Origin of the sequence: Enterobacter cloacae complex sp. I1M, assembly GCF_014982425.1 — a bacterium.
Lineage (GTDB): Bacteria > Pseudomonadota > Gammaproteobacteria > Enterobacterales > Enterobacteriaceae > Enterobacter > Enterobacter intestinihominis.
In genome coordinates, this window is record NZ_JADCLG010000019.1 from 140,960 (window position 1) to 166,562 (window position 25,603).

Annotated in this window: 33 protein-coding genes; 19 read left to right on the top strand and 14 right to left on the bottom strand. The window is 47.9% G+C overall.

Going from position 1 to position 25,603, the window contains the following annotated elements; translation table 11 throughout:
* Position 1 precedes the first annotated feature (1 nt).
* Positions 2 to 988 carry an AAA family ATPase gene (locus tag INF86_RS11960; RefSeq protein ID WP_023305195.1) on the bottom strand — a complete coding sequence of 329 codons (987 nt, stop codon included), beginning with the start codon at positions 986 to 988 and terminating at the stop codon, positions 2 to 4.
* Between the two features lie 300 nt (positions 989 to 1,288).
* On the opposite strand from INF86_RS11960, the gene arsR reads away from it, so the two are divergent.
* Genes arsR through arsC form a run of 5 tightly spaced genes read left to right on the top strand, consistent with a single transcriptional unit; the run spans position 1,289 to position 5,594 of the window.
* Positions 1,289 to 1,639: an As(III)-sensing metalloregulatory transcriptional repressor ArsR gene (gene arsR / locus INF86_RS11965; protein ID WP_023305194.1), complete on the top strand. Its 351-nt coding sequence runs from the start codon at positions 1,289 to 1,291 to the stop codon at positions 1,637 to 1,639.
* A 48-nt stretch (positions 1,640 to 1,687) separates the two neighbouring features.
* Positions 1,688 to 2,050 carry an arsenite efflux transporter metallochaperone ArsD gene (arsD, locus tag INF86_RS11970; protein ID WP_023305193.1) on the top strand — a complete coding sequence of 121 codons (363 nt, stop codon included), beginning with the start codon at positions 1,688 to 1,690 and terminating at the stop codon, positions 2,048 to 2,050.
* A gap of 17 nt (positions 2,051 to 2,067) precedes the next feature.
* Entirely contained in the window at positions 2,068 to 3,819 is a 1,752-nt protein-coding gene (gene arsA / locus INF86_RS11975) for an arsenite efflux transporter ATPase subunit ArsA (protein WP_032676722.1), read from the top strand.
* A 47-nt stretch (positions 3,820 to 3,866) separates the two neighbouring features.
* A complete protein-coding gene (gene arsB / locus INF86_RS11980; RefSeq protein WP_023305191.1) occupies positions 3,867 to 5,156 on the top strand; it encodes an arsenite efflux transporter membrane subunit ArsB in 1,290 nt (429 codons plus the stop codon).
* 12 nt (positions 5,157 to 5,168) lie between these two features.
* Positions 5,169 to 5,594, top strand: coding sequence for a glutaredoxin-dependent arsenate reductase (arsC, locus tag INF86_RS11985; RefSeq protein WP_017880248.1), 426 nt, complete (start codon positions 5,169 to 5,171; stop codon positions 5,592 to 5,594).
* A gap of 34 nt (positions 5,595 to 5,628) precedes the next feature.
* On the opposite strand, the gene INF86_RS11990 is transcribed toward arsC, so the two are convergent.
* From INF86_RS11990 to INF86_RS12030, 9 genes are all read right to left on the bottom strand, one after another.
* Positions 5,629 to 6,165 (bottom strand): GNAT family N-acetyltransferase, encoded by a 537-nt coding sequence (locus INF86_RS11990; RefSeq protein ID WP_023305190.1) that lies wholly within the window; start codon positions 6,163 to 6,165, stop codon positions 5,629 to 5,631.
* Between the two features lie 124 nt (positions 6,166 to 6,289).
* Positions 6,290 to 8,047: an arsenical pump-driving ATPase gene (arsA, locus tag INF86_RS11995; protein ID WP_032676723.1), complete on the bottom strand. Its 1,758-nt coding sequence runs from the start codon at positions 8,045 to 8,047 to the stop codon at positions 6,290 to 6,292.
* Positions 8,048 to 8,067: 20 nt separating this feature from the next.
* Complete coding sequence (locus INF86_RS12000; protein WP_032676724.1) at positions 8,068 to 8,430, bottom strand: arsenic metallochaperone ArsD family protein; 363 nt, start codon at positions 8,428 to 8,430, stop codon at positions 8,068 to 8,070.
* A gap of 75 nt (positions 8,431 to 8,505) precedes the next feature.
* Positions 8,506 to 9,051 (bottom strand): sigma-70 family RNA polymerase sigma factor, encoded by a 546-nt coding sequence (locus tag INF86_RS12005; RefSeq protein ID WP_032676726.1) that lies wholly within the window; start codon positions 9,049 to 9,051, stop codon positions 8,506 to 8,508.
* 8 nt (positions 9,052 to 9,059) lie between these two features.
* Positions 9,060 to 9,773 carry an arsenical resistance protein ArsH gene (arsH, locus tag INF86_RS12010; protein WP_023305188.1) on the bottom strand — a complete coding sequence of 238 codons (714 nt, stop codon included), beginning with the start codon at positions 9,771 to 9,773 and terminating at the stop codon, positions 9,060 to 9,062.
* 1 nt (position 9,774) lies between these two features.
* A complete protein-coding gene (locus INF86_RS12015) occupies positions 9,775 to 10,098 on the bottom strand; it encodes a helix-turn-helix transcriptional regulator (RefSeq protein WP_032660967.1) in 324 nt (107 codons plus the stop codon).
* 130 nt (positions 10,099 to 10,228) lie between these two features.
* The gene (locus INF86_RS22635) at positions 10,229 to 10,624 is read right to left on the bottom strand and encodes a putative zinc ribbon protein (protein WP_106418061.1); all 396 of its coding nucleotides are present in this window, start codon (positions 10,622 to 10,624) and stop codon (positions 10,229 to 10,231) included.
* A gap of 107 nt (positions 10,625 to 10,731) precedes the next feature.
* A complete protein-coding gene (locus INF86_RS12025; RefSeq protein ID WP_023305186.1) occupies positions 10,732 to 11,751 on the bottom strand; it encodes an inovirus-type Gp2 protein in 1,020 nt (339 codons plus the stop codon).
* 349 nt (positions 11,752 to 12,100) lie between these two features.
* Positions 12,101 to 12,304, bottom strand: a complete 204-nt coding sequence (locus INF86_RS12030) for an AlpA family transcriptional regulator (protein WP_023305185.1) — start codon at positions 12,302 to 12,304, stop codon at positions 12,101 to 12,103.
* A 365-nt stretch (positions 12,305 to 12,669) separates the two neighbouring features.
* Here INF86_RS12030 and INF86_RS12035 point away from each other — a divergent pair, with 365 nt between their 5' ends.
* The 9 genes from INF86_RS12035 to INF86_RS12075 all read left to right on the top strand — a co-directional run bounded on the left by INF86_RS12035 (position 12,670) and on the right by INF86_RS12075 (position 19,154).
* Entirely contained in the window at positions 12,670 to 13,896 is a 1,227-nt protein-coding gene (locus tag INF86_RS12035; RefSeq protein ID WP_032676727.1) for a hypothetical protein, read from the top strand.
* Between the two features lie 353 nt (positions 13,897 to 14,249).
* On the top strand, positions 14,250 to 14,684 hold the full coding sequence (locus INF86_RS12040) for a hypothetical protein (protein ID WP_023305183.1): 435 nt from the start codon (positions 14,250 to 14,252) through the stop codon (positions 14,682 to 14,684).
* Between the two features lie 112 nt (positions 14,685 to 14,796).
* On the top strand, positions 14,797 to 15,636 hold the full coding sequence (locus INF86_RS12045; protein WP_050582604.1) for a hypothetical protein: 840 nt from the start codon (positions 14,797 to 14,799) through the stop codon (positions 15,634 to 15,636).
* 692 nt (positions 15,637 to 16,328) lie between these two features.
* The gene (locus INF86_RS12050; RefSeq protein ID WP_023305180.1) at positions 16,329 to 17,150 is read left to right on the top strand and encodes a DUF932 domain-containing protein; all 822 of its coding nucleotides are present in this window, start codon (positions 16,329 to 16,331) and stop codon (positions 17,148 to 17,150) included.
* A gap of 69 nt (positions 17,151 to 17,219) precedes the next feature.
* Positions 17,220 to 17,690, top strand: coding sequence for a DNA repair protein RadC (gene radC, locus INF86_RS12055; protein ID WP_023305179.1), 471 nt, complete (start codon positions 17,220 to 17,222; stop codon positions 17,688 to 17,690).
* A gap of 8 nt (positions 17,691 to 17,698) precedes the next feature.
* The gene (locus INF86_RS12060; RefSeq protein ID WP_023305178.1) at positions 17,699 to 17,920 is read left to right on the top strand and encodes a DUF987 family protein; all 222 of its coding nucleotides are present in this window, start codon (positions 17,699 to 17,701) and stop codon (positions 17,918 to 17,920) included.
* A 31-nt stretch (positions 17,921 to 17,951) separates the two neighbouring features.
* Complete coding sequence (locus tag INF86_RS12065) at positions 17,952 to 18,317, top strand: type IV toxin-antitoxin system YeeU family antitoxin (RefSeq protein WP_032660963.1); 366 nt, start codon at positions 17,952 to 17,954, stop codon at positions 18,315 to 18,317.
* A gap of 33 nt (positions 18,318 to 18,350) precedes the next feature.
* Positions 18,351 to 18,671: a TA system toxin CbtA family protein gene (locus tag INF86_RS12070; protein ID WP_023305176.1), complete on the top strand. Its 321-nt coding sequence runs from the start codon at positions 18,351 to 18,353 to the stop codon at positions 18,669 to 18,671.
* Positions 18,672 to 18,947: 276 nt separating this feature from the next.
* Entirely contained in the window at positions 18,948 to 19,154 is a 207-nt protein-coding gene (locus tag INF86_RS12075; protein WP_071788007.1) for a hypothetical protein, read from the top strand.
* Between the two features lie 112 nt (positions 19,155 to 19,266).
* On the opposite strand, the gene INF86_RS12080 is transcribed toward INF86_RS12075, so the two are convergent.
* Positions 19,267 to 19,428, bottom strand: coding sequence for a YlcI/YnfO family protein (locus INF86_RS12080; RefSeq protein WP_064720300.1), 162 nt, complete (start codon positions 19,426 to 19,428; stop codon positions 19,267 to 19,269).
* A gap of 127 nt (positions 19,429 to 19,555) precedes the next feature.
* On the opposite strand from INF86_RS12080, the gene INF86_RS12085 reads away from it, so the two are divergent.
* Both INF86_RS12085 and INF86_RS12090 read left to right on the top strand, forming a co-directional pair.
* Positions 19,556 to 19,897, top strand: coding sequence for a SymE family type I addiction module toxin (locus INF86_RS12085; RefSeq protein WP_063150631.1), 342 nt, complete (start codon positions 19,556 to 19,558; stop codon positions 19,895 to 19,897).
* A 123-nt stretch (positions 19,898 to 20,020) separates the two neighbouring features.
* Entirely contained in the window at positions 20,021 to 20,320 is a 300-nt protein-coding gene (locus INF86_RS12090) for an XRE family transcriptional regulator (protein ID WP_023299004.1), read from the top strand.
* Between the two features lie 64 nt (positions 20,321 to 20,384).
* Here the strand turns inward: INF86_RS12090 and INF86_RS12095 are convergent, their stop codons facing one another.
* The 3 genes from INF86_RS12095 to INF86_RS12105 form a co-directional block, all read right to left on the bottom strand.
* Complete coding sequence (locus tag INF86_RS12095; protein WP_193132330.1) at positions 20,385 to 21,266, bottom strand: GlxA family transcriptional regulator; 882 nt, start codon at positions 21,264 to 21,266, stop codon at positions 20,385 to 20,387.
* Between the two features lie 242 nt (positions 21,267 to 21,508).
* Positions 21,509 to 21,988, bottom strand: coding sequence for a hypothetical protein (locus INF86_RS12100; RefSeq protein ID WP_022646606.1), 480 nt, complete (start codon positions 21,986 to 21,988; stop codon positions 21,509 to 21,511).
* 1 nt (position 21,989) lies between these two features.
* Positions 21,990 to 22,778 (bottom strand): winged helix-turn-helix domain-containing protein, encoded by a 789-nt coding sequence (locus tag INF86_RS12105; RefSeq protein ID WP_063842149.1) that lies wholly within the window; start codon positions 22,776 to 22,778, stop codon positions 21,990 to 21,992.
* Positions 22,779 to 23,612: 834 nt separating this feature from the next.
* On the opposite strand from INF86_RS12105, the gene INF86_RS12110 reads away from it, so the two are divergent.
* Genes INF86_RS12110 through INF86_RS12120 form a run of 3 tightly spaced genes read left to right on the top strand, consistent with a single transcriptional unit; the run spans position 23,613 to position 25,582 of the window.
* Entirely contained in the window at positions 23,613 to 24,215 is a 603-nt protein-coding gene (locus INF86_RS12110; RefSeq protein WP_022646604.1) for a helix-turn-helix transcriptional regulator, read from the top strand.
* A 51-nt stretch (positions 24,216 to 24,266) separates the two neighbouring features.
* Positions 24,267 to 24,851 carry a fimbrial protein gene (locus INF86_RS12115; RefSeq protein ID WP_058646788.1) on the top strand — a complete coding sequence of 195 codons (585 nt, stop codon included), beginning with the start codon at positions 24,267 to 24,269 and terminating at the stop codon, positions 24,849 to 24,851.
* Positions 24,852 to 24,904: 53 nt separating this feature from the next.
* The gene (locus INF86_RS12120; RefSeq protein ID WP_193543562.1) at positions 24,905 to 25,582 is read left to right on the top strand and encodes a molecular chaperone; all 678 of its coding nucleotides are present in this window, start codon (positions 24,905 to 24,907) and stop codon (positions 25,580 to 25,582) included.
* The last annotated feature ends 21 nt before the right edge of the window (positions 25,583 to 25,603 follow it).

The window sequence follows — 25,603 nt, forward strand, 5'->3', positions numbered from 1 at the left end:
ATTATCCCTGACGAGTTTTGTTTATATTTTCCCGTAAAAGTGCATTCTTAAGATCTTTGAGAGTCAAAAACTCTTGGCTACGTAAAATCATTCTCTTGATTGCACGTCTTACAATCCGTTCTAAATCAGCACCACTTTTTCCAAGGAATAGTGAGAGAACCTCATCGTCTTCAAGCTCAAACTGGCGGCGAATACCACGAAGTTTGAGTTTCATCAATTCTGACAACTGATGTTTATCGGGTAGTGGAAACTCGATAGCATCGTCAAAACGCCTCCAAATAGCACTATCCAGGATATGTTCATGGTTTGTTGCTGCAAGAATTAAGCTTTTTCCTTGGTATGCATCCATCATTTGTAAAACAGCATTTACAACTCGTCTTAACTCACCATGATCCCCACTATCCCCACGTTCTTTACCTATAGCATCAAACTCATCGAAGAGTACAACCATTGGGTATTGAGAGATAAAATCAAATATTTGGCGTAGGTTAGCAGCAGTTTCACCAAGATATGAAGAAACCAGAGTATCAAGCCTGACGATGGCCAACGGCATATCCAATTCACAAGCCACTACTTCTGCAGCAAGAGTTTTACCGCACCCAGGAGGACCAAAAAAAATAACTTTACTGATAGCTTTCATTCCGTAAGTGCGTAACACATCAGCCCTACGATTTTCTTCAAGTATCTCTTCGACAGCATCTGAACTTGATTCAGGTAGTACGATTTCATCTAAAGAACGACTTGGCTGTCTAATATCTAGCAAGGGCAAGCCTCGCTCTTTGTCCACTGGCACTGGCGGTGCAGCGGGCACTCGAGAGGTTTGTATCGCATGATCACCATAAAGAATATGTTCAAGGTCATTGGCAAGAAGATGATGTTGTTTTTGTCGTTCTTCTTCAATGATCACTTCCGAAACACGACGGAAGGCCGCGACATCACCTGTCGCTCCAGCTTTTATAAGCTGTCTGAGAACCTTACCGTTAGCCATCTTTTTCCCCTGAGCATACCCATACAAATAAAACCTTTAGTTCAGTTTAGCATCGGCGTAACGCCATAAGAAGTTCGTTCTATCAACATTTCTTGAATCCCTGAAGATTTTGTTTGCATATCAGAATGGGGGTTACATCCTTTAGGGAATTTTATAAAAATATGAATATCAATAAGTTAAGCAACTTACTGATATCATGATAAAAAAATCCCACAACAAAAGTTATATATGATTTTTCGAATGTATTGTTGCGATTTTAGACCTACAGAGTATCCTGTTATTAAACTAACCGGAGGACAGATGCTACTAACATCCTTACAACTCTTCAAAAATCTCTCCGATGAAACCCGCTTGGGCATCGTGCTGCTGCTCAGGGAGATGGGAGAGCTGTGCGTGTGCGATCTTTGCGCGGCGCTGGAGCAGTCGCAGCCCAAGATCTCCCGTCATCTTGCAATGCTCAGGGAAAGTGGTCTATTGCTGGACCGTAAACAGGGCAAGTGGGTTCACTACCGCTTATCCCCGCATATTCCTTCCTGGGCCGCTCAGGTGATTGAGCAGGCCTGGTTAAGCCAACAGGACGACGTACAGGCCATCGCCCGTAAGCTGGCATCGGCAAACTGCTCAGGTAGCGGTAAGGCTGTTTGCATCTAAAAAAATTTGCCTGAACATATATGATTTTACGAATGTGAGGTATTTAGAATGAAGACGTTAACGGTGTTTGACCCGGCAATGTGCTGCAGTACCGGCGTATGTGGCTCAGATGTCGATCAGGTTCTGGTTGATTTTTCTGCTGATGTGCAGTGGCTGAAAGGACGTGGCGTACAGGTTGAACGTTACAACCTGGCGCAGCAGCCCATGAGCTTTGTTGAGAATGAGAAAGCGAAAGCATTCCTCGAAGCATCTGGAGCAGAAGGGCTTCCGCTACTGCTGTTGGACGGTGAAACTGTGATGGCAGGGCGATACCCAAAACGTGCAGAGCTGGCTCGCTGGTTCGGTATTCCTCTGGAGAAGGTAGGGTTAGCTCCCACCAGTTGCTGTGGTGGTAATACTTCCTGTTGCTGAGTATGTCAGGAGGACATATGAAATTCTTACAGAATATCCCGCCTTACCTGTTTTTTACCGGTAAGGGAGGTGTAGGAAAAACTTCTATTTCCTGCGCGACGGCAATCCGCCTTGCTGAACAGGGTAAGCGGGTTTTGCTGGTCAGTACCGATCCAGCCTCCAATGTAGGCCAGGTATTCGATCAGGCTATCGGTAACACCATTCGCCCTGTGGCAGCAGTTCATGGACTTTCCGCTCTGGAAATCGACCCGCAGGAAGCCGCCAAACAATACCGCTCCAGAATCGTTGATCCTATCAAAGGTCTTTTGCCTGATGACGTTGTTAACAGTATCAGCGAGCAGCTTTCAGGAGCCTGTACCACTGAGATTGCGGCGTTTGATGAGTTCACCGGCTTATTGACAGACGCTTCCCTGCTGACCCGCTTCGATCATATCATTTTTGATACAGCGCCGACGGGCCACACGATTCGCCTTCTCCAGCTTCCCGGAGCCTGGAGTAGCTTCATTGAAAGTAATCCAGATGGTGCTTCCTGTCTTGGCCCAATGGCCGGGCTGGAAAAGCAGCGTGAGCAGTATGCTCATGCGGTAGAGGCGTTATCCGATCCTGAACGTACCCGCCTGGTTCTGGTTGCGCGACTGCAAAAATCTACGCTGCAGGAAGTCGCCCGCACCCATGAAGAACTCGCCGCAATTGGCCTGAAAAACCAATACCTGGTGATTAATGGTGTGCTGCCTAAAGCCGAAGCTGAACATGACGCCCTGGCCGCTGCGATATGGCAACGTGAGCAGGAGGCACTGGCAAATCTTCCTGCCGGTTTATCTGAGCTACCGACAGATACCCTATTACTACAGCCAGTCAATATGGTTGGTGTTTCAGCCTTGAAGGGACTGCTGGATACCGGTTCTGAGGCATTACCGCTCCCGGTAACGAACATCCAGTACACGCCTCAAAACTTATCGCTCTCTGGCCTGGTCGATGATATTGCTCGCAGTGAGCACGGCCTGATTATGTTGATGGGCAAAGGTGGCGTAGGTAAAACCACGATGGCAGCGGCTATCGCCGTCAGGCTGGCAGACATGGGATTTGACGTGCATCTCACGACCTCTGATCCTGCTGCGCACCTGAGTAAAACGCTGAACGGCAGCCTCAAAAACCTTCAGGTCAGCCGCATCAACCCTCACGATGAAACCGAACGCTATCGCCAGCATGTTCTTGAGACGAAGGGAAGAGATCTGGACGAAGCAGGGAAACGGCTACTGGAGGAGGATTTGCGCTCTCCCTGTACTGAAGAAATTGCCGTGTTTCAGGCCTTTTCCAGGGTGATTCGTGAAGCGGGTAAACGGTTTGTTGTCATGGATACCGCCCCTACCGGACACACGCTGTTGCTGCTGGATGCGACCGGGGCTTACCACCGAGAGATTGCCAAAAAAATGGGGAGTAAAGGTCATTTTACTACCCCAATGATGCAGCTTCAGGATCCGGATAGAACCAAAGTTCTGCTTGTTACGCTTCCTGAAACCACACCGGTTCTGGAAGCGGCAAACCTGCGGGCTGACCTTGAAAGAGCGGGGATTCATCCGTGGGGCTGGATTATCAATAACAGCCTTTCCATTGCGGATACGCGTTCTCCGTTGCTTTGCCAGCGCGCCCGGCAGGAACGGCCTCAGATTGAGGCTGTTAAGAATCAGCACGCTGAGCGTATAGCGCTTGTTCCGGTGCTGGCGTCAGAGCCCGCCGGTATTGAAAAGCTCAGAGAGTTGATGAGTTAATTTTTTGGCATATACAGGGCGGCAAAGTCGCCCTGTCAGGAGGTTTTATGTTACTGGCAGGCGCTATTTTTGTCCTGACCATTGTTTTGGTTATCTGGCAACCGAAGGGATTAGGGATCGGCTGGAGTGCAATGCTGGGCGCGGGACTGGCTCTGATATCAGGCGTTGTGCATGTGGGCGATATTCCGGTGGTGTGGAATATCGTCTGGAACGCGACGGCGACCTTTATTGCCGTAATTATTATCAGCCTGCTGCTTGATGAGTCCGGTTTTTTCGAATGGGCAGCGCTGCACGTTTCCCGCTGGGGTAACGGTCGTGGACGTTTGCTCTTTACGTATATCGTTCTGCTCGGTGCGGCGGTGGCGGCACTGTTTGCCAACGATGGTGCGGCACTTATTCTGACGCCGATAGTCATCGCCATGCTGCTTGCATTAGGGTTCAGCAAAGGCACCACGCTGGCATTCGTCATGGCTGCCGGTTTTATTGCCGATACGGCCAGCCTGCCGCTTATCGTGTCGAACCTGGTGAATATCGTCTCGGCGGACTTCTTTGGACTGGGCTTCACTGAGTATGCGTCGGTAATGGTGCCGGTGGATATTGCCGCTATTATCGCCACGCTGGTGATGCTGCATCTGTTCTTCCGCAAAGATATTCCACCGACTTACGACCTGGCTCTCCTGAAAGCACCGGCAAAGGCGATTAAAGATCTGGCAACCTTCAGAACCGGCTGGATAGTTTTAATTCTTCTGCTGGTTGGGTTCTTTGTCCTCGAGCCGCTCGGTATTCCCGTTAGTGCAATTGCGGCTGTTGGAGCTGTGATCCTGTTTGCAGTAGCTAAACGAGGCCATGCCATTAACACCGGCAAAGTGCTGCGCGGTGCGCCATGGCAGATCGTCATCTTCTCATTGGGGATGTACCTGGTGGTCTACGGTCTGCGCAACGCCGGGCTAACCGAATACCTTTCCGGTGTGCTGAACGTACTGGCGGATAAAGGACTCTGGGCTGCGACGCTGGGTACTGGCTTCCTGACGGCTTTCCTGTCTTCCATCATGAACAACATGCCTACCGTGCTGGTTGGCGCTCTTTCTATCGATGGAAGCACCGCAACAGGCGTTATCAAAGAAGCGATGATCTACGCCAACGTGATTGGCTGCGATCTGGGCCCGAAAATTACACCTATTGGTAGCCTGGCAACGCTGCTCTGGCTGCATGTCCTTTCACAGAAGAATATGACCATCACCTGGGGATACTATTTCCGCACCGGGATCGTCATGACTCTGCCTGTGCTGTTTGTAACGCTAGCCGCGCTGGCGCTACGTCTCTCTTTCACTTTGTAATGAGATACCGATATGAGCAACATCACCATTTATCACAACCCAGCCTGCGGCACGTCGCGTAATACGCTGGAGATGATCCGCAACAGCGGTAATGAACCGACAGTCATTCATTACCTTGAAAATCCACCGTCACGCGATGAGTTGGTCAAACTTATCGCAGATATGGGGATTACAGTACGGGCGCTGCTGCGTAAAAATGTCGAGCCTTATGAAGAACTGGGGCTTGCCGAAGACAAGTTTACTGACGATCAGTTAATCGATTTTATGCTTCAGCATCCGATCCTGATTAACCGCCCGATTGTGGTGACACCGTTGGGAACGCGCCTTTGCCGCCCTTCCGAAGTGGTACTGGATATTCTTCCGGATGCGCAAAAAGGCGCATTTGCTAAGGAAGACGGCGAGAAAGTCGTTGATGAAACAGGTAAGCGATTGAAATAAACATAAAGGGGGCAGACGCCCCCTTATTCCTGCCTCAGAGCATAAGATCTGAATCTTCTGGCAGAGTACTATTCCCTTCACCCAGTTTCATTTGCAGCAAAACCGTGTCAAGCCAGCGGCCATGTTTGAAACCAATGTCCTTTAACGTGCCTATTTCAGTAAATCCTGCGCGGATATGCAGCGCAACAGAAGCGACGTTAGCGCTGTCACCCACAACAGCAATCATCTGACGATATCCCTGAGATTCGGCCCATTTTAATGCATGATCGAGCAGTGCTTTTCCGACGCCCTGTCGCTGATAAGCCGGATCAATATATATCGAATTTTCAACCGTGAACCGATAAGCATGGCGTTCGCGGTAACGGGAAATATAACAGTAGCCGATGACCTTATCGCCCTGCAGGGCGACATACCATGGGAATCCTCGAGACTGAATGTTCCTCAGTCGGTTAAGCATTTCCTGCGTATCCGGAGGTTCGGTTTCGAAGCTACCTGTACCATGCAGAACATGGTGAGCATAGATATTGCGTATCGCGGTAATGTGCTGTTCTTCAGCTTTGATAATGTGCATGGAATTGCTCCAGTAATGGTGTTTTACAAACTACCGGAATTCGCGACAGCAGGTTAAGCACTTAAACTTATAATCTGTATAAGCAAAAGTTTGGCTACAGAAGATGGGGCCGCAGCCCCATCTATTAGTCTGCCATTTTTGCCAGCAGAGCTGCACCCACTGGTTCTTCGTTCTGCAGTGGTGTTAATGCAATACGCTTTGCATGTTGCTCTGTAATGTCATTTATCAATGACAGTTCGCGACTCGCTCGGGTTACGAGGAACGGTGAGGACGGTTTCGCAGCAGCCAGACTGCTATTAATTACCCATGCCCATGGCTCAATTTCAGCCCGACGCAAATCTTGCTGCAGGTTTGCTGCTTCCAGTACAGGTGTCGTTTCGGCAAGCGTCACGATAATCACCTTCGTCTTCTCCGGGTCCTGCAATTGCATCATTGGTGTCATCACATGGTCATGTGTTTGCCCCATCTGACGCACCATTTCCCGGTGATAGGCTCCTGTTGCATCCAGTAGCAGAAGCGTATGGCCCGTTGGCGCAGTGTCCATAATGACAAAATGGTCGTCTGCCTCTTTGATTATCCGCGAGAATGCCTGGAAGACGGCGATCTCTTCAGTACAGGGAGAGCGGAGATCTTCCTCCAGCACCGCTAGCCCTTCTGCATCTAACCCTTTCCCCTGATTTTCCAGAACAAAGCGACGATAACGTTCAGTCTCTACTTTCGGGTCAATACGGCTGACCTGAAGGTTTGGTAGCGAGCCATCCAGCGTGTAAGACAGATGTGCTGCCGGATCTGACGTCGTCAGATGGACTTTATGGCCGCGTTTTGCCAGAGATACCGCCACCGATGCCGCAACAGTCGTTTTGCCCACACCGCCTTTACCCATCGTCATGACCAGACCTTTACCTGTCAGGCTGAGTTCATCCACCAGCGAGGCAAGTTTCGGTAAATCCAGAGTATTTAGCGTGGTAGTTGGGAGAGACATCGAGGCTTCGCTCTCTGTAAATAACTCACGCAGGGTTTCGAGACCGACCAGATTAAATGGCTTCAGAAACAGCTGCGAGCGGGGAAGGTTCGCCAGATTCTCTGGCATAGCAAGTAGTGCTTTTCCCTCCCGAGCCAAAATACTTTGCGCCAGCGGATCATTCTCACCCACAAATGGTGGCAAGACACCATTAATGGCAAGGTGTTGATGCTGCAAACCGATAGCAGACAGCTCATCATGCGTATGGGAAACCTCTTTAAGTGTCGAAACCTGGGCACGGGCAACCAGAACCAGACGCGTGAGTGCAGCATCAGAGAGAGCCTTAACCGCGTCTGAGTACTGGTGCTGTTGTTTCTCCAGCCCCACCAGCGGCCCGAGGTTAGCGGCGGCATCAGGGTTCGCTTCGAGATAACCGCTCCAGGCCCCCGACAACTCAAGCATGCGGATAGTGTGGCCGGTTGGCGCGGTATCAAATACGATATGGTCATACTTTTCCCGCAACTCATGGTTGGTAAGAAGACCAGTAAACTCATCAAATGCCGCGATTTCCGTAGTACAAGAACCGGAGAGTTGCTCTTCAATACTGCTGACTACATCGGCAGGCATCAGCCCGCGAACAGGGTCGAGCACTCGGTCACGATAGGCTTGTGCTGCAGCCATCGGGTCAACTTCCATCGCCGCAAGATTTTGGACGGTACTGATATCTGTTATTCGGTGGCCGATAGTCTGGCTAAATACCTGACCGACATTGGAAGCCGGATCGGTACTCACCAGAAGCGTTCTCTTACCCTGATCGGCCAGCCACACCGCAGTAGCACAAGCGAGGGATGTTTTACCCACGCCACCTTTACCGGTGAAGAAGATGAACGGGGGAATGTCTTTTAAAAATGGCATATTCATCAGCGATAGCTCCTCTGGAATTAAGGCATACGTGGAATGCAGCAGCAGCTTGGTTGCGCGCTGTCTTCACTCCAGTCCTGAGGAAGCTGAATACCGGCCCAACGGGCGATATCTTCACGAGTCGGCAGTTTGCCTGCCATTACCAGCTTGCCGTCAAGTAAGGTGACAGGAAGGGATTCCATCCCTGATTTGTTCAGGAACTCTTTGATGACAGGCGTATTCAGGAACTGCTGCGGATTCTTCGCGAGGCTGTAGCGCTGAATATCAACGCCATTTTTTTTCGCCCATTCGGCGCTGGCGTTCCATTTGACGGCTTCGTCACTGACCACAACGCTACTGGTTGCGCAGCAGCCTGCAGCTTCAAAGATCTCAATTTTTGACATGGACTGTTTACCTCTGTGTTTAGTCATTTGGCTTTACACTGAGGTAAACGAAGGTGGTGGGAAAAAGATGCGCGATTAATTCATTTTTTTGTGGCAGCAGACGGGAGACGTGTCATCCGCCTCAATCTGACAAAGTTCTGTCATCGTTTCTTTCAGGTGCTTTCTGGCCCGAAGCAAACGGGATTTAAACGCCGTAAGCGTAATTCCCAGTTCATCGGCCAGAGACTGCTGGGGACGCCGGTTAAGGTCGGACTCTTCAATCAACCACCGATCATCTTCGGATAAAGCCTGTAATGTTTCAGGCAGGCAGATATCCAGCGTTGAGATTGCATCAGGGGATGCGTCTGTTAATGGGGCATCTTCTTCCAGATCAACAAACTCCCTGGTGGTGCGGTACTCATCAATCAGCAGATTCCTCGACGCCCGGTACAGCCAGGCTCGCGGATTATCCATCTCGCAGAAACTGTCTGAATGAGCGCGGGCACGCAGGAATAGCTCTTGCAGAAGGTCTGCTGCTTTTTCGCTATCGCCAGTCTTTGATGTCAGAAAGCGAGAGAGTTCGGCTTCATGTTGCCGCCAGAACACGCTCATGCAGTTGTTGAATGCTGTTACATCACTCATACCAGCCCTCAAATTTTGCTCTGATTAACCCGCCGGGAAAGTTCTTCTGCAGACTCTTTTCGTTCGCTGTAGCGATCAACGAGATAGGCTGAGCTACCTCTGGTCAGCAGAGTAAATTTCACCAGTTCTTCCATCACATCCACGATCCGGTCGTAATAAGACGACGGCTTCATGCGTCCATCTTCATCAAACTCCTGCCAGGCTTTTGCGACAGAGGACTGATTCGGGATGGTGATCATCCGCATCCAGCGGCCAAGAATGCGCATCTGGTTTACGGCATTGAAAGACTGAGAGCCACCGCAGACCTGCATAACGGCCAGTGTCTTACCCTGTGAAGGGCGAACTGCACCTTCTGATAACGGTATCCAATCAATCTGGGCCTTCATGATGCCGGTCATCGCACCATGGCGTTCAGGGGAACACCACACCATCCCTTCGGACCAACGAACCAGCTCGCGCAGTTCCATGACTTTAGGATGCGAGTCAGGCGCATCATCAGGAAGAGGCAAGCCAGAAGGATTGAAGATCCGCACTTCTGCACCCATGGCGGTCAGCAGCCTTGCAGCTTCCTCAGTTGCCAGTCGGCTGTAGGAACGTTCGCGTACAGAGCCGTACAACATGAGGATACGTGGAGGATGGGGAACGGCAGGAACGCCGAATCTTGCCTCTGTGATTGAGGTGTCGAACAAACCCGAATCAACATTCTTAAGATCACCTGTCATTTTACTTCTCCGTCTTCTGGGGCATGGTGAGGCAGTCGTCAGTTCCTGAGCAGCATTCTTCCGTCAGGAAGGCAATCAGAGCGTCAAGATTTTCATATCGAGCATGGCAAAAAAGCGTTCTGCCCTGACGTTCCTGGCGTACCAGAGAAACTGATATCAGCGATGAGAGATGATGGCTCAGCGTAGAGGCAGGGATGTCGAGCCGTTTCTGCAGTTCGCCAACCGGTAAACCTTCATGTCCGGCTTTAACCAGCTCTCTGTACACGCTCAGTCGTGTAGGATGTCCCAGCTCTTTCAGGGTGTCTGCTGCTTTTGAAAGTTCCATTTGCATCTCGTTTCTATATTTCCGGAATTGTAGAAATATATCTAATTTACTTTCCTGGTAAAAGAGGGGCAATGGTAGATGTCGGCACGCTCAGATTTAACCTACGAACTCTAACGACCGAAACTGTCTCTTAAACGTCTAACACATAAATCAAGTCGCGACATTTCGGACAAACCTTGTCCCCATGCCAGTGAGTATCGCACCAGCAGCATCGCCATTGCCGTATCGTCGTGTTAGTAGGTAGAAGGCGCATTTCTGGAGGTGGGATAGTTTTTGGCGAGGTTTGTTCTGGTACTGTTTGGAGCTTGTTAAATCGACATGTTTTAAGCCGAGCAACATTGTTGATATGCCTCAGTATGTGCACAAACGTTCTTGTAGATGTCAGAGGATCAAACTGAACACCGATCTGCAGTTTGCAGTAAATACAAAGCAATGAATCAAAATCAACCTGTTGAACAGATTCTGGTGTAACCCATTCACCATCTACGGTGACGGCGTGAGTGGCTAAGACGAAGTAATTCATCATGAACTCCGTAACAAATGAAAAAAGCCAACATGGTTAGCTGGCTTTGTAGATAGAAGGGGGAAGGAAGCATTACCAACTGTTTCAGCAGGTTAGGTTTACCGGCCTGTTTATGCTCTCTTCCTTTTTTTCAATGAACGTACTTCTCCGCGACCAAAGGTTCTGGCATTACCCGGAAGAACCAGACGTGCACAGGCATCGATTTTGGTGATGTAACTTAGCGCCTTAAGTAACCCCTTGTCCTTACTATTGTCACCGCGTTTCAGTTTGCCGAGGCAGCAGTCCTCATAACGCTCTTTGTAAGCGTTGCAGTTGTAGAACATGCCTTTACCTTTAGTAATAGTTTCATTCCAATATCTCCCGAAAGCATGAGCAATCACGCCATCCTGTTGTGCCTTATTACCATTTAAGATAAATAGCATGTGGTAATGAAATTTACGTTGTGGGCCATATTCCAGTTTCCATACCGTCCCGAGGACATGGCGAAAGATTGGATTCTTTTGCATATTGCGAAACAGCTGCTGACGGTGCTTACGGGCATCATCAGCAGTGATATCAGCTTTGTGCTCATTTGCCCATGATAAATCAACCCGCAAGACCAGCAGCCGGGAATGACGCTCCTGCAGATGTCTGATGTAATTCATCACTCCCTTCAGATTTTTAACCGAAGCCCTCTGGTACTTTCTGCATGCTTTTTTAAATCCTGCCTGGCTCACAGTAAACCGGTAATCCTGTATCAGCTTATTCAGCATTTCTGCTGTGGTAACAGTGTCTGCCCCTGCTATTTTCCCGTTATGGACACGCGAATATAAATCGGTGCTAGTAAATAAACGCTGGAAGGTAGCTATACGTGGATTAGCTATTCGTACTTTCATTGCATCTTGTGGCAACATATTGAGATAACGGATAGCATCAAGAATGGTGACTGACTCAGCACTCTCTTTGTATCCTGAACGGTTATACAGAATAGCGAAAGGTAACTTACGTCCTCTGCTGATAGTTTTAAGACAACTGTCCAGTTGTTCTAATCTGAATCTGAATTCATTGTCATCGGATATGGTGACATAGGGAGTGTTATTCTCAATGTGATATTCAGCATGAGATAACAGGAATGATTCTGGTAAGGCCATAATGTATTTCTCTGAGACCGGTCAGCCATTACTGACCGGCAATGTATTAGTGTGGTTATTGGATGAGTGTCTTTATCTAATATTCAGTATGAATAGTTATATCAGAGGTAGTGTCTGTGTGATAACAAAGTATAAGTGTATAACACCTCAATGAGATGGGTATAAAGTGTTTAAATGGAGTGATATTGTTTGATGATTGAGTACATTAATGAATAATTCATAATGAATTAAATACAATAATAAATAAACCGCCTTTATAAATCACATAAAACCCATGTGCAACAAGGTACGGAAGTATAAAAGCATGGTGTAAAGTTAGTGACCTTTTTATCACTATCTTTAATTTTCTTTATACTCTCGAGTCATTAATGCGGGCTTCTAACCATTCTTTTACTTCACGTTCAATCCAGCGGGAACTGCGGCCAAACTTTACAGGTTTTGGAAATTTCCCTTGTTGTGCCATTTTATAAAACCACTTATCAGACAGATTGGTCAGTTCGGTAATGAAAACCATATCAACGAACCGGTCTTTATAAATATCAATCTCTTTCATGACTTCTCCAAAAGAATTTAACATGAGGACGCCGGGCGGCATCCTTTCAAATGGATAGGTCAGGTATGTATGGATTTACATTTCTATGGAGAGTCTCCATAGTGGTTGAAGAGTCATTACTGAAAGCATGCAGGGACAGGTTACGGCCTTTCACTATTGCGATAAGGAAACTCTCCTTACATCCCTGTCTAAAAAAAGCCACTTTCTATGTAATTTGTCAGTAATACTGGACCTTTCATCAAAAAAAACACTACAAAAAAACTACGAAAAATCTACTTATTGACTACGTGATACACTACATCTAGTATCAGTATAAAAATAATGGATATGCTGTAAATTGAGTCCGGCATTCAAAGAGGTAAAAGATGAGTTTAAGCAAAGGAAAGAATGAGGATTACAGACTAAAAATAAAAACGAAAAGAGAACTATCCGTTTTTTATTGGTTTGTAATGGAAAATAAATCTATGATCGATCGCTACCGTTCCTCACCTCTAAAAAACATGAAAAGAATAAATTCAATTTACCGAATGAATATACGGGATGCCTCTTTACTATTATCTGAAGTTGTCAGCGACTATTATTCAGGTGTCCTTGACGCTATACTTCATTATGAAGGAAAAATAGAAATTTTTCTTGACTCACTTCTTCCAGAATCAGAGTTTGAATGGTTCAGGAAAAATGAGCATGCTTGTTATTTTGTTTGGCTAAGTATAAAAAAACACTACCCTCAACTATCTTCTGAAATGCTCAATATTCAACAGGAGGTTGCGCCACAAAAATTTAGTAATGTCCATTCTCTGGTTGGCCTATCAGGTCTTGATAATTTTAGCCAAAATATTCAGCATGCAATTGCATCAGAACCTTTTCTTTCAGAAATAAACTCGCTGCATGTACATCCCGCATCACACAAAGAACGTTATAACTCTATCCTGTATTTCATGGATCTAGTTCCATCATACTTCATTGATAAATTGTCATTTATAAAAAACATAAGGTCTCAATGGGATGTTAAGTTTAAAGCAAAACGTAAGTTAAATATCCCCGTGGAAAATACAGGTCTATGCCAGTGGGCCTGGGACTATATGAAAAATAAACCATCCATGAGGAAGCGCGTTTACATTCAAGGCACAGAAGCGCCAGAGGGAGGCATTAAATTATCTGGTGAAGATTATTCACTCTCAATATGTTCTGCTGATGACAAAGATGGCATCTGCAATAAGAATATGTCAGAAAGTACGGCACAGGAGGATTACAATAAATCAGCTAACAATGACGCCGATAATGACAAGAGTTCAGAGCATGAAAGTGGCATAAAAAAGGTGAGTTACAAAACCATAGACCTTTCTCCGGAAAACGGCAGTTCTCTATCCAGTATTAACAGAATTGGCTGGCATGATGCATTTGAGATCATTCAGCCATCGACGCCAAGAGAAACATATTTAGCTATCCATGCAGTCTGGATTTTCTATGTTGGAGGAACTTTCTTGGAACCCGAACTATATAACCAGTTTAAGCGTGCCAGGGATACATACCTTACCCGTAAAAGAAAAAAAATAAAAATAATCAGAAATAAATTACAGGAGATTAATTAGTCTGTGGGCAACTGGTGAACTTATAACTTTGTATAAATTACCCAATAAAAGTTCCTTGAAAGTATTCCAGATCATTTCACATCTATATTACCCACATGAAGCCGTGCCAGTATGTATTACTGGCACGGCTTCTTCACATTGATCTATTGCACCGATCGATACTCAAGCAGTGATAGCTTTTAGCTATTAATAGAGAAGGATTGATCGCTTTATCAATAGAATATAACGATCGATTCCAGGGAACTGATCTGTAGTAACGATTATCCCATTCTCTCTCAAATGCATACGATCAGGTGGCCTTTTGTACAGCAAAGGGCCATTTTTCGTTTGTAAAACAACAGTAAGGAATCTCTATGTTTAAGGTCACTTCTGCACTCTTTCTCAGTGCAACTTTGTTCACCACCGCTGCGCACGCGACCATTCAGGAACAGCAGTGGGGTAACTGGTTTGGTAATACCAGCGGAATGGAATTTGGTATTAATGCCGACAATGATGTTGGTGAGCGCATTACCTTCACTTGCATCGGAGGCCACCTGGGCATCACCTACAGCGTCCCAGCAAAGAACTATTCCATTTCTTCTGGGGCAGGTCTGAAAAAGCCAGGGTTGATCATCAACTCAACCCACTATCAATTAGGCGAAGCTGCATTTATGGCGCTCAAAAACACCAGTGATGAAGGAGTGCTGGAAATCACTGAAGCCAAGAAACTATTGTCCAAACCGTTCAAAACCGAAGGTCTTCAGGAAGCGCTGAAAGAGGTAACCTGGCAGGACTGCATCAGCCGTTAAGCACCTTCTTCGCCTATTTCTCAAAACAGCACAGTTTGCTGTTTTAGCTACTCGTTGCTGGAGTTCAGATACGTCCAGCAGAGCCAATGACAAACGTCCTCAGGGTGTCATCATGACAGAATTTATTTCTCGCTTATTTATTATCTCAGTGCTTTCATTTCCGGCCCTAAGTTTTGCCATCACAATTCCCGGTAATATCCACCCAGAGCGATACACATTCTTTCTAACAGATAGAGGCGGTGAAATGCTTCGCGAAATGAACGATGCGGCAGTCAGCGTAAAACTCAACAATAAAGTTGGTTTTAGCGCTGAGGCACAGAGCAAGGCTGCTGTTGCGAACATATCTCCTTTGCTGTACGCATCATCACCCCTTGAACAGAACTTTATCCGCTACGACAGTAAACCAGTTAAGGCTCTGACTTGTCTCGTAACGGCCCGCACTATGCCGAGTCAGAATAAAAATTACTCATGGGAGGAAACCTACTGCCTTGATGAAACCGGTGCTGCCTACATCGGCACAAAAGGCTGGCCGTCACGTGCTATCGTCGAAAAGAGCTGCGAGGTGGGTGCCTCCAGTTGTCCTGTATATCTTGGTCTGAACAATGATCCACCGACCATGCGGAATGATGCTGCGCAATATATTCCTTATAGCAGCGATCGGGCAAGCGGGCAGAAAGAACTTAACTCTGAGCCAAAATCAACGACCGCTGAAACCGTCGCAGAGCAGGACGGTTATGTGGTGAGTTTTGTTAAAGCCAGCAACTGTGCAGACAACAAACTGATTGTCAAAAACACAAGCACTGGGAAAACCGCTGCAATTGCAGGATTAAGTGGTTGCTCTTTTGATCCGAAGAAAAATGCAGTAATTATCTTCCCTCAAAATGAATATGTCGGCGTTTACAGTGGTCCTACAAACGCTTCTGAGGAAATAGCCTCAGTCGATCTCCCCTAATTACTCTTCCAGTCCGGTATTAGCTTCCTGCGATACCGGACGCCTTTTGGATCAACCTATGAAAACTAAAAAATCCCCGGACGATACAACGCCAGATGCAGAATCATTTGGGCTGACCTGGCCCGTTGTTTTCAGCGTCACAGGCCTCACTCTGCTGAGAAGTAAGTCGGTCATATGCCAGACAATGGGAGCCAGCCTGATGACCTATAGCCTGATAAGACTCATAAAAAAACTCGCCACGCTTGCCTGAAAAGTCCCAATCAGGCAAAACGGTTTGTGTTCTAACACCTGTACCAGACGTACTATCACCTTTCGAAACCCACCTGGAAGCTAGCTCTCGACAAAAGCTGAAGCGTTCCTTTATCAAAGGGCTGGCTGCAATAGTAGAGGACAGAATCAATGATGATGCCTTTGTTTTATCGGTGTGCAGCAAAGCGTATGAATGCTTACCTCTGAACATAAGGCGAGTCGTTAAATACAAATGGTGTCTTCGATACTTCCAATACAGTAAACCCTTTATTCTGCAGCGATTACAACATCACCAGGCCGAAAAGCTAATTTCACCGGCATTACCTGACAGAGAACTCTCGCCACAGCAGAGTCAGCCACCAGCCTCTCCCTGAACATTTTATCTTCCATCCAATGCCACTCTACTGGAGTGGCTTTTATGCCCGTTTTAAAAGGAACCAACTATGACCCGTTTAGTCAGTCGCTTTGGTGCAGTCAACCTGGTTCGTCGTGACCGCCCGTTAACTCGCGACGAACTGGCTCATTATGTGCCCAGTGTCTTCAGCGAAGAAAAGCATGAATCCCGTAGTGATCGCTATACCTACATCCCGACAATTACCCTTCTCGATAACTTGCAACGCGAAGGCTTCCAGCCATTCTTCGCGTGTCAAACCAGAGTCCGCGACCAGAGCAAACGAGAGCATACGAAGCACATGCTGCGCCTGCGTCGTGAAGGCCAGATTACTGGCAAACAGGTTCCCGAAATTATTCTGCTGAACAGCCACGACGGCTCCAGCTCATATCAGATGCTACCGGGGTTATTCAGAGCAGTTTGCCAAAATGGGCTGATTTGCGGTGAGAGTTTTGGCGAAGTACGCGTGCCGCATAAAGGCAACGTAGTAGAGAAAGTCATCGAAGGGGCCTACGAAGTACTGAGAATATTTGACCGCGTAGATGAGAAACGCGATGCCATGCAGTCGCTTTTGTTGCCGCCGCCCGCTCAGCAGGCTATGGCGAAAGCGGCGCTGACATATCGCTTCGGCGAGGAGCACCAACCGGTGACAGAGACGCAGATACTTTCCCCACGCCGCTGGCAGGATGAGAGTAACGACCTGTGGACCACTTATCAGCGCATTCAGGAAAACCTGATTAAAGGCGGGCTATCGGGGAGAACAACCAAAGGAAAGCGCGCCCATACCCGAGCAGTGAAAGGTATTGACGGTGATGTGAAGCTCAACCGGGCCCTCTGGGTGATGGCTGAGAATATGCTGCAGCTTGCTTCATGATCTCTTCCACTATTTTCCCTTAACGCCTTTCCGAAGATTCGGAAGGGCTTTTCTTTCTAAGGAGCAACCATGTCTACGATCAATTTATCCCCGGTATTTCCTGCGAACGAACAGCGAGTCATCCAGCGAGCATTACGTCTGCTGGAGAAATACCAGCGTCAACCGAGTGAGTCATTTACCTCTGCCAGCCTTACAAAAACCTGGCTGCAACTGCAGATGGCTCACTTGGAGCGGGAAGTCTTCATCGTAATGTATCTCGACAATCAGCATTGCCTGCTGGAGCGAGAAACACTGTTTACCGGCACGCTCAGCCATACCGAAGTGCATCCCCGCGAAGTGGTTAAATCAGCCCTGAAACATAACGCTGCTGCGGTCATTTTGGCGCATAACCACCCGTCCGGCACGACAGAAATCAGCCAGCAGGATAAACATGTCACTCAGCGAATTGCTAAAGCCTTGGCTCTGGTGGAAGTGCGTGTGCTGGATCATCTTGTGGTCGGGAACGAAGTGGTGTCTTTTGCTGAATGTGGCTTGTTATGAGGTGCAGAATGAAAATCATCAGTAAGCGCCAGGCGATGCATATTTATCGTCAGCATCCCGAATCCAAGTTATCTGCCTTCTGTACAGGTCACTACCAGTGGCATGGCAGTGTCTGCCATTACTACGGACGTGAAGTTCAGGATATCAGCGGCGTTCTCGCTGTTTTTGTTGAACGTCGTCAGGGCCGGGCAGGCCCGTACGCCATTCTGCGCAGCGTGACAGTGAACTAATCAACCCACTCAGTCATTAAGGAATATACTAATGCAGTCGACCACCTTATCCGGCACATCGGCGGAGAACGCATCCTGCCTTCAGTGGGGTTTAAAACGTAATATCACGCCATGCTTTGGCGCTCGCCTGGTACAGGAAGGCAACCGCCTATACTTTCTGGCTGACCGGGCAGGATTTAATGGCTCATTCACTGACGATGAAGCTTTGCGTCTGGACCAGGCATTTCCACTGATGATGAAACAGCTTGAGCGGATGCTGACGGCTGGCGAGCTTGATCCTCGCAGCCAGCACTGCGTCACACGGCATCACAACGGACTTACTTGTGAAGCTGACACTCTCGGCTCTCATGGTTACGTTTACATTGCCATATATCCCCAGTCAGCTCTAACCAGATAACACCTTCCTCTTCTTTTATCAGGGACTCAACTCATGCATATTTCAACTGTACCGGCAACGGTGACGGTTTCGTCACGCCTGTCTCCTGTCCAAGTTTGGCAAAAACTATTAACGTATATTTTAGAGCATCATTACGGCCTCACGATCAACGATACACCGTTCAGTAACGATACGACGATTCAGGAACATATAGAGGCTGGAGTGAATCTTACTGATGCTGTTAATTTCCTTGTGGAACGATTCGAGCTTGTGCGCATTGACCAGAAGGGTTTCTCCTGGCAGGATCAAGAACCTTGGATAACATCTTTGGATGTTCATCGGGCACAGTTCAACCTTGGCTTGAAACGCTCATAAATCAGCCAACTGATCATTAAGGAAAAACATGTGGGGGCATAATCGGGGGCATGTCAGTAAAGCACATCGTAAAATAATCAATAAATTCAACATGATTAACCACCAAATGCGACTCCTGTGATCTCCGCCAAAAATGTCCACTCTTTTAATAAAAACACGTCCAACATTAAATCGTCCCACCTTGCAGTTCCCTTATGTGAACATGATCACTTATTGATTTTAGTATTGAGTGTTATCCTTTCCTTTATTTTGAAATAATATTCTAGGGAAGCTGTTATGGAATGGATTGTAGGTGCTGTAATTTTAATAGCAATACTTGTTGCCATATTAAAACCAAGACAATGTGATATCTGCCATACTTATTTCAAGAGAAAATACTACACATGGAAAATAGATGGAGAGAAACAACATTTGTGTCCTAATTGCAATGGTAAAATGCAACGAAAAGTTAGTTCGCAAAAATTTAAAAGCAGATTCGGTTAAAAATAAATTAATAAAGTTTTATTTCATAATGTTTACAAATGATAAGTTCGGACTATGCATTTCAAACTTATCATTTAATTATTCCTTACCGCTATCAAAAAAGTTTTGATTGCTACTTACTCAAAAGCCTAAGCCTACAAGCCTCTTTGACCCACTTACTAAAGTTCCCTTTCCCCGCAGCCTTCTCAATCTGCTCCAAAAGCTCATCCTCGAACCGAATATTCTTCATCGTGCTCTTAGTGCGGTCAAAATTTGGTTTCTTTTTCTCTTGCATGGTAGGTACCACTTCGGTTAATTTATCTGCATGTGGTACCTACCACATGGATTCGGAATTCTGCAACGCCCAGCAGTGTTGGAGCACTAAAGGGCGTCTAACCTCACCAACTATCAAGGAGTTGATTATGGCTGATTCGCATTCTACCCCAGACACCGACCAATCCGGAACCGAGCATTCGTTAATTGTGGGATACCGCCCGAATGTTTACGACAAATCTACGCCGAGAATCATCCTTTCCGGAAAGTGGCTGCGCGCGGCGGGGTTTGATACCGGACAGCAGGTCACGGTAAAGGTCATGAAAGGATGCATCGTTCTGGTGGCGTATAACGAGCAGGAGCAGCGTTTGCAGGACGATTATAAACGGACGAAAGCAAAGCTTATTGAGATAGAGGACGCGCTTGCAGCGATCCAAATTCCACATGCTGGAAAGCGCCTCGCAAAATCAAATACAAACCACCTGGCTTAGCGGCTGTTTCTGGCATACTACGAGCTTACAGACATTATCCTTATGAAGCATTTCTGATAAGGGTGGACGGGTCGAAAATGCAGTTGTTCGGTTTTATCGAACAACTGCCAGCGAGGCAGCCAAGTGAAAACCTTAAATGAAGTGATTGCGTCACGCTCACCGGAAAGCCAACAGCGCATTCAGGAGATGGCAGAGGAAATGTTCCTCGAAACCGGTCTGCAACTTCTGCGTGAAGAGCTCCAGCTTTCGCAAAAACATGTCGCCGATCTTATGGGCGTAAGTCAACCTGCGGTAACACAGCTGGAGCAGCGTGGAAACGATCTGAAGATTGCTACGCTTAAGCGTTACATCGAAGCGATGGGCGGAAAACTTAGCATTAACGTGGAACTACCCACTGGCAAGCAGGTTGCGTTTCATCTCTAGCGCGATTGTATCTGTAGTTGATGGCGCAACTACATAAGCCGCATTTTACATCCACCTCAGAAAATTAATTCTGCGACGTGCGCCACACGCCAGGCGTACAGCCATACTCCATCTGAAAATGACGAATAAAGTGCGCGCAGTCGCTGAATCCCATCCGCTGCGCAATATCCGTCACGCTTTGCTGCGAGTTCTTCAGCAGCCAGCAAGCATAGCGCAGTCTGGCGCTGCGGATAAATTCGCGGGCCGTTTTGCCGAATTCTGCGTGGAACAGACGGTTGAGCTGGCGTTCACTCAATGCCACTTCTCGCGCAAGCCCGGCGGTGGTGAGCGGCCGGGTCAGGAACTGTTCTATCAGCATGACGGCGCGGCGCAACCGCGAGTCAGGGATAAGCGCAAGATTCGCCGGACGTGGGGTGGCAATTTCATGCGGAACGAGCGACAAACGCTGACAGGTGGTGCTGGCGATATCATCCCCGGCATGGGCGCGGATAAGCTCAGTTGCCAGCGTCAGGGTGGAAATACCGCCCGGGCAGGTCAGCACATCGCCATCGTCGATGAAATCATACCCTTGCTCAGCATAAACCAGCGGGAAAGCCTGCCGAAATGCATCAAGGTGGAAAGGATGGATGGACGCTCGTCGTTCATTCAGCAATCCTTCCTGTGCGAGGACAAAACTGCCGGTGCCAATGCCAATGAGCGGAACCCCGGCATGGTGGGCATGTGCCAGATACGCTTTATCCCCCTGATACCCTAAGTCCAGATACTGCAATTCACCGCCGATAACAGCAAGGTAGTTAAAACTGTCCGGCGGCCCATGGGGAGAATCCGGCCTCATGATAATCCCCGCATTGCTGATAATCGGGATATCAGGAAATTCACTTATCAGGCTGATTTTAAATGCCAATTTATCCTGCGCTTTCGCTGCATAACGCAGCGCCTCCAGCAACCCGGAGACGGCCAGAAGTGAATAACGGGGCCATAATATCAACCCAATATGCAGACACTTTTCCGGTACTGATTTCCCCCCATCGGAGGAGTCAAATACAGTTTTCATTTACTTGCCAAATTTAAAATTAATTACATTATCGCAACATGATCTGTCGCACTTTATATTTCTAAGATAATCCTGATATTTTAAATCAAGCATAAATGAGACGGGAGGAAAATATAATGCTTTTCTCGTTTACATCATTCTTTTTTTGAACCACGACACACATATGTCGGTAATGTTCCTAAGGTAAAGATATAGTTACCATTATGTTGTTCATTGATACGCATATAAATACTCTTGCCCGGATAGACAAAAAATTGCGGTTCATATTTTTCCAGCCAGCTGTCTTCGACATTATCGTCCGGGAACGTCATATTTTTTTCTGACGTCAGCAAATAGAGGCGATCTTTTCTCTCCACCCGAAAGGAAATTTTCCTGTCGATGGTTTTACCCGGATCGCTCTTTGCCCGGCCATTCATGCTCAGGGTGCCGAATTTCCCGTCGAAGGTGTAATTCAGCCAGACCGTCAGCGTCTCATCCGGATGGTGCTGTACCAGATTAGCCTGGCATGAAAAAGGCTGAACGTAAGATCGGTGCCACAGGTAATAGCCCGTCAGCACGCCTGCCGTGACGAGGCCCGTCACGATGACATACAGCATCTGCCGAAAACGAGTCATGCTAGCTATCCTTCAGGAAATAATCAGATATACAGCGGTTCGGTTCTTTCATTGGCCGGTCGCAGCGAATAACCGACGCACGAGGAAGCAGGGCGTACCAGCTGATGTAAACCCAGGGATATTGCGCGCATTCAGCCTTGAATTGTTCTACATAGGTCAGCGCGGAAGCGCGTTCAGCGTGAGTCTGAATGTCGTTCGCAAGATAAACGCGACAGGCCCCGACGGATGCCGCAAAACGGTAATCCTCAACAAAACGGTTTTCCCTGGCGCTCATATATCCCGTCACGCCTGCCCCGGCCAGGATGACCAATAGCCCCATGACGACAGCCAGCCAGCGCGTGGGCTTCCTGGCAACGGGCGCTGCTGGCTCAGAGGATGCAGAGACCTCCTCGATCGCTGGCGCCTCCACACATTGTCCCTCTGCGGGTTGAGGCGTGACAGGCGAAGACTCTCTGACGGTTATTTGCGTGTCGCTTGCCAGCGTCAGCCCAATACGGGGAATGGTAACGATAGGGTCAGTTTCAAAACCAATCTTTTTGAGCCCTTTGCGCAGAATGGAGATGTTCTGGTAATAGGTATTGGAGGAGACAAGCATGCCGCGGCTTTGCCAGACAATATCAAGGAACTCTTGCTGAGTGACAATCGACCCCGCTCTGTCGATTAATAACAACAGGCATCGGCCTGCTGGCGAATTTAACACAACCACACGGTCAGGATTGTTGATATCACGTAACGTGCTGGCCGCAGGATGAAATTCGACGATATTATTTATAATGTAATGCTTATGCATAGGGGCAGTATGAATTCTCCGGTTAACAGATGTTGAACCTGAGTCACCGCATGTATGTGATGACATTCGCGTCGGGATTAATGTGACTGATTAACGGCATGCTGTATATCTTCGCCATTGGCGAAAAATCTTAATTTATATTTCATCCCTTAAGCTTCACTGAACCTGCATAAGAACTCAACCCTTGTAGAATGCGGCTTGCAGAGCCGCTTCATCCGCGATCATCCTCATTATGATGTTTTGTGAAGTGAATTTCCGCTCCACAGAAGTATCTGACTATCGACAGCATCTCTTTTATCAGAGCCTCTCCTTTTGGCGCACTCCTCGCCTCTTGACATTGACAAATATCTACATAAAAAAACATTGTACGCCACGGACATGCGTGTCTGAAATATTCAGTACTCTTAAGCCTTAAGTTTTCTCAACCTGACAAATATCAATAAGTTACATGGTTTTTGTATGCTTTTCACCCACCTCTCTATCAGTTTTTATCGATGATAACATTCGTAAATTGTTATTCCCCGTCAGCAACTTCACACCCGCACTGACACCAGACGACAAACTCCTTACAAAACATTTATCAAAGCTAAATTTTCATTAAAAATAGCGGCTATCATAATTTACAGAAAGCGAAGCGGAATAAGACCAATCAGAGGGAAGCGTCGTAACCGGTCTCGATCTCAGTAATTAATACAATTTTAGATTAATTCAGATTACCTCTTTATTGGCCGACGTATAGTAGGCCTACACTATGCAATACGTCATTGCTTCGAGAATACTGGCGATACCCTTATAAATAATTCGCCTGATTACTATTATAAATCGAGGAATAACATGACGAACAATAACCAAATAACACAGCATATTACTGTTGCATTGATGGGCGGCGATCATTATGCAAGAAACGGCATTAAAACGTTATTACGCAGCATCCGCGACGACCTTCACATCATTATCATCGAAGGAGGTTATCAGGAACTGGATAAGGCGCTCTCATCGATTCGTATCGATATCTTATTTATATCCGGCGCAGAGAAATACCATACAGGGTATGGCTCACTGAAATATTTAAAAAAAATCAAAGCCACGCATCCAGAGGTGATTATCTGCCTGTACTCAACCTCTGCCCATTCCCTGTTATGGGCCAGGGAAGATATTGATGCCTATATCTCGCTACAGAACACGGTTTATCAGTGGCGGATAAAGCTAGCAAAAATGGTCGATAGCCATTATCGGCCCCAAAAGCAGCCAGCGGCGTTATCGCTGACGCCTGGAGAAAGGAGGGTATTAAAGGAACTCAGGAACGGACTGGATATACGTTACATCGCAGAACTGGAGAAACTTTCTTATCGCCGCGTGAGCGCTTTAAAAAGCTCAGCGATAAGAAAACTCGGGCTCAGGAATAAGACAGATTTGCTGGTCTTTTTAACCAGTTAGACCTGCCGCTTTCAGAGCAAATCTCGTAATAAAAAACCAAGGAACCATGAAATGAAAGCACGCCTTACTTGCCATTCTCTGCTGGCATTAAGCATTGCCGCCCTGCTGCCAGCGGGCTCAGCACTGGCCACCACCACCAGCGGCGGCACGGTTAACTTCAGCGGTAAAGTGGTGACCTCCGCCTGTGCCATCAGCGCCGGTAGCGCGAATATCGACGTCGACATGGGTGAAGTGCGTACCGCCACGCTGGCTGCCGCAGGCAGTGAAGCCAGTACCGCAAAAGCCTTCTCCATCACGCTGGAGGATTGCGAAATCGCCGATACCTCCGCGTCCACGGAAGATAACCCCATTGCCGCAACGACCGTGGCTATCACCTTCACCGGTACGCCGGACAGTACCGATGTGAATAGCCTGGCTGCGGGAGTAAACGGCGGCGCGGGCTCGGCGCAGCATGTCGCTATCCGTCTTTATGATGAACAGGGCAACGTCGTCAGGCTGGGTGAGCCGGCAGCAGCGATCCCCCTGCGTGCGGGGGCGAACACCCTGAACTTCAGCGCGAAATATTACTCCCCACTGGGCAACGCCACGGCGGGTGATGCCAGCGCGGTCGCAACCTACACCGTGACCTATTCGTAATCTTCAGGCCCGGTCTGCTGGCCGGGTCTGAGTCAGCTTTCAGGAGACGCACAATGCGCGTAAACACATGGATTTGTCTGGCTGGCACGTTATGTTCATCCGCCGTGTATGCAGGCGGCGTGGGGTTGGGTGCAACGCGGCTGGTCTACGCAGGCGCGACGACGCAGACGATGATGCAGGTAAGAAATACCCACCCTGATGCCACGTTCCTGATCCAGTCATGGATGGAAGACGAGAAAGGGAGCCGTACCAACGACTTCGTCATCACGCCGCCGCTGTACGTCATGAAGCCCGCCAGCGAAAGCGCGGTGAAAATCATATTCAGCGGCAACGCACTGCCAGCCGATCGCGAAACGCTGTACTGGATGACGGTCAAAGCTATCCCACAGCAGGTTAAAAACGGTTCCGGCAATTCGCTGCAATTCGCCTCTGCCAACCGCATCAAGGTCTTTTATCGCCCTGAGTCGCTTCGGGAAGGCGCAGGAGAGGCATGGAAAAACCTTGCCGGCGCCTACCGCGCGGGCAAGGTCACGCTGACCAACCCAACGCCGTATTACCTCACCACCATTAACCTGAAAATTGATGGCAGGCCGGTGTCGCCCGTCATGGTGCCGCCGAAAGCCAGCGTGACGCTGGCAGACACCTTCAGCCATGCGAGCAGCATGAACTACCAGACGATTAACGATTATGGGGCCTGGACGCCCGTTACCCGCACGTCATTGTCCCAATAATAAAAACAGTAAGGCGTGACC

What these genes read in the sequence shown, in the direction of transcription:
- INF86_RS11960 (WP_023305195.1), bottom strand. Translation starts at nt 988, where the DNA reads ATGGCTAACGGTAAGGTTCTCAGACAGCTTATAAAAGCTGGAGCGACA.
- arsR (WP_023305194.1), top strand. Translation starts at nt 1,289, where the DNA reads ATGCTACTAACATCCTTACAACTCTTCAAAAATCTCTCCGATGAAACC.
- arsD (WP_023305193.1), top strand. Translation starts at nt 1,688, where the DNA reads ATGAAGACGTTAACGGTGTTTGACCCGGCAATGTGCTGCAGTACCGGC.
- arsA (WP_032676722.1), top strand. Translation starts at nt 2,068, where the DNA reads ATGAAATTCTTACAGAATATCCCGCCTTACCTGTTTTTTACCGGTAAG.
- arsB (WP_023305191.1), top strand. Translation starts at nt 3,867, where the DNA reads ATGTTACTGGCAGGCGCTATTTTTGTCCTGACCATTGTTTTGGTTATC.
- arsC (WP_017880248.1), top strand. Translation starts at nt 5,169, where the DNA reads ATGAGCAACATCACCATTTATCACAACCCAGCCTGCGGCACGTCGCGT.
- INF86_RS11990 (WP_023305190.1), bottom strand. Translation starts at nt 6,165, where the DNA reads ATGCACATTATCAAAGCTGAAGAACAGCACATTACCGCGATACGCAAT.
- arsA (WP_032676723.1), bottom strand. Translation starts at nt 8,047, where the DNA reads ATGAATATGCCATTTTTAAAAGACATTCCCCCGTTCATCTTCTTCACC.
- INF86_RS12000 (WP_032676724.1), bottom strand. Translation starts at nt 8,430, where the DNA reads ATGTCAAAAATTGAGATCTTTGAAGCTGCAGGCTGCTGCGCAACCAGT.
- INF86_RS12005 (WP_032676726.1), bottom strand. Translation starts at nt 9,051, where the DNA reads ATGAGTGATGTAACAGCATTCAACAACTGCATGAGCGTGTTCTGGCGG.
- arsH (WP_023305188.1), bottom strand. Translation starts at nt 9,773, where the DNA reads ATGACAGGTGATCTTAAGAATGTTGATTCGGGTTTGTTCGACACCTCA.
- INF86_RS12015 (WP_032660967.1), bottom strand. Translation starts at nt 10,098, where the DNA reads ATGGAACTTTCAAAAGCAGCAGACACCCTGAAAGAGCTGGGACATCCT.
- INF86_RS22635 (WP_106418061.1), bottom strand. Translation starts at nt 10,624, where the DNA reads ATGATGAATTACTTCGTCTTAGCCACTCACGCCGTCACCGTAGATGGT.
- INF86_RS12025 (WP_023305186.1), bottom strand. Translation starts at nt 11,751, where the DNA reads ATGGCCTTACCAGAATCATTCCTGTTATCTCATGCTGAATATCACATT.
- INF86_RS12030 (WP_023305185.1), bottom strand. Translation starts at nt 12,304, where the DNA reads ATGAAAGAGATTGATATTTATAAAGACCGGTTCGTTGATATGGTTTTC.
- INF86_RS12035 (WP_032676727.1), top strand. Translation starts at nt 12,670, where the DNA reads ATGAGTTTAAGCAAAGGAAAGAATGAGGATTACAGACTAAAAATAAAA.
- INF86_RS12040 (WP_023305183.1), top strand. Translation starts at nt 14,250, where the DNA reads ATGTTTAAGGTCACTTCTGCACTCTTTCTCAGTGCAACTTTGTTCACC.
- INF86_RS12045 (WP_050582604.1), top strand. Translation starts at nt 14,797, where the DNA reads ATGACAGAATTTATTTCTCGCTTATTTATTATCTCAGTGCTTTCATTT.
- INF86_RS12050 (WP_023305180.1), top strand. Translation starts at nt 16,329, where the DNA reads ATGACCCGTTTAGTCAGTCGCTTTGGTGCAGTCAACCTGGTTCGTCGT.
- radC (WP_023305179.1), top strand. Translation starts at nt 17,220, where the DNA reads ATGTCTACGATCAATTTATCCCCGGTATTTCCTGCGAACGAACAGCGA.
- INF86_RS12060 (WP_023305178.1), top strand. Translation starts at nt 17,699, where the DNA reads ATGAAAATCATCAGTAAGCGCCAGGCGATGCATATTTATCGTCAGCAT.
- INF86_RS12065 (WP_032660963.1), top strand. Translation starts at nt 17,952, where the DNA reads ATGCAGTCGACCACCTTATCCGGCACATCGGCGGAGAACGCATCCTGC.
- INF86_RS12070 (WP_023305176.1), top strand. Translation starts at nt 18,351, where the DNA reads ATGCATATTTCAACTGTACCGGCAACGGTGACGGTTTCGTCACGCCTG.
- INF86_RS12075 (WP_071788007.1), top strand. Translation starts at nt 18,948, where the DNA reads ATGGAATGGATTGTAGGTGCTGTAATTTTAATAGCAATACTTGTTGCC.
- INF86_RS12080 (WP_064720300.1), bottom strand. Translation starts at nt 19,428, where the DNA reads ATGCAAGAGAAAAAGAAACCAAATTTTGACCGCACTAAGAGCACGATG.
- INF86_RS12085 (WP_063150631.1), top strand. Translation starts at nt 19,556, where the DNA reads ATGGCTGATTCGCATTCTACCCCAGACACCGACCAATCCGGAACCGAG.
- INF86_RS12100 (WP_022646606.1), bottom strand. Translation starts at nt 21,988, where the DNA reads ATGACTCGTTTTCGGCAGATGCTGTATGTCATCGTGACGGGCCTCGTC.
- INF86_RS12105 (WP_063842149.1), bottom strand. Translation starts at nt 22,778, where the DNA reads ATGCATAAGCATTACATTATAAATAATATCGTCGAATTTCATCCTGCG.
- INF86_RS12110 (WP_022646604.1), top strand. Translation starts at nt 23,613, where the DNA reads ATGACGAACAATAACCAAATAACACAGCATATTACTGTTGCATTGATG.
- INF86_RS12115 (WP_058646788.1), top strand. Translation starts at nt 24,267, where the DNA reads ATGAAAGCACGCCTTACTTGCCATTCTCTGCTGGCATTAAGCATTGCC.
- INF86_RS12120 (WP_193543562.1), top strand. Translation starts at nt 24,905, where the DNA reads ATGCGCGTAAACACATGGATTTGTCTGGCTGGCACGTTATGTTCATCC.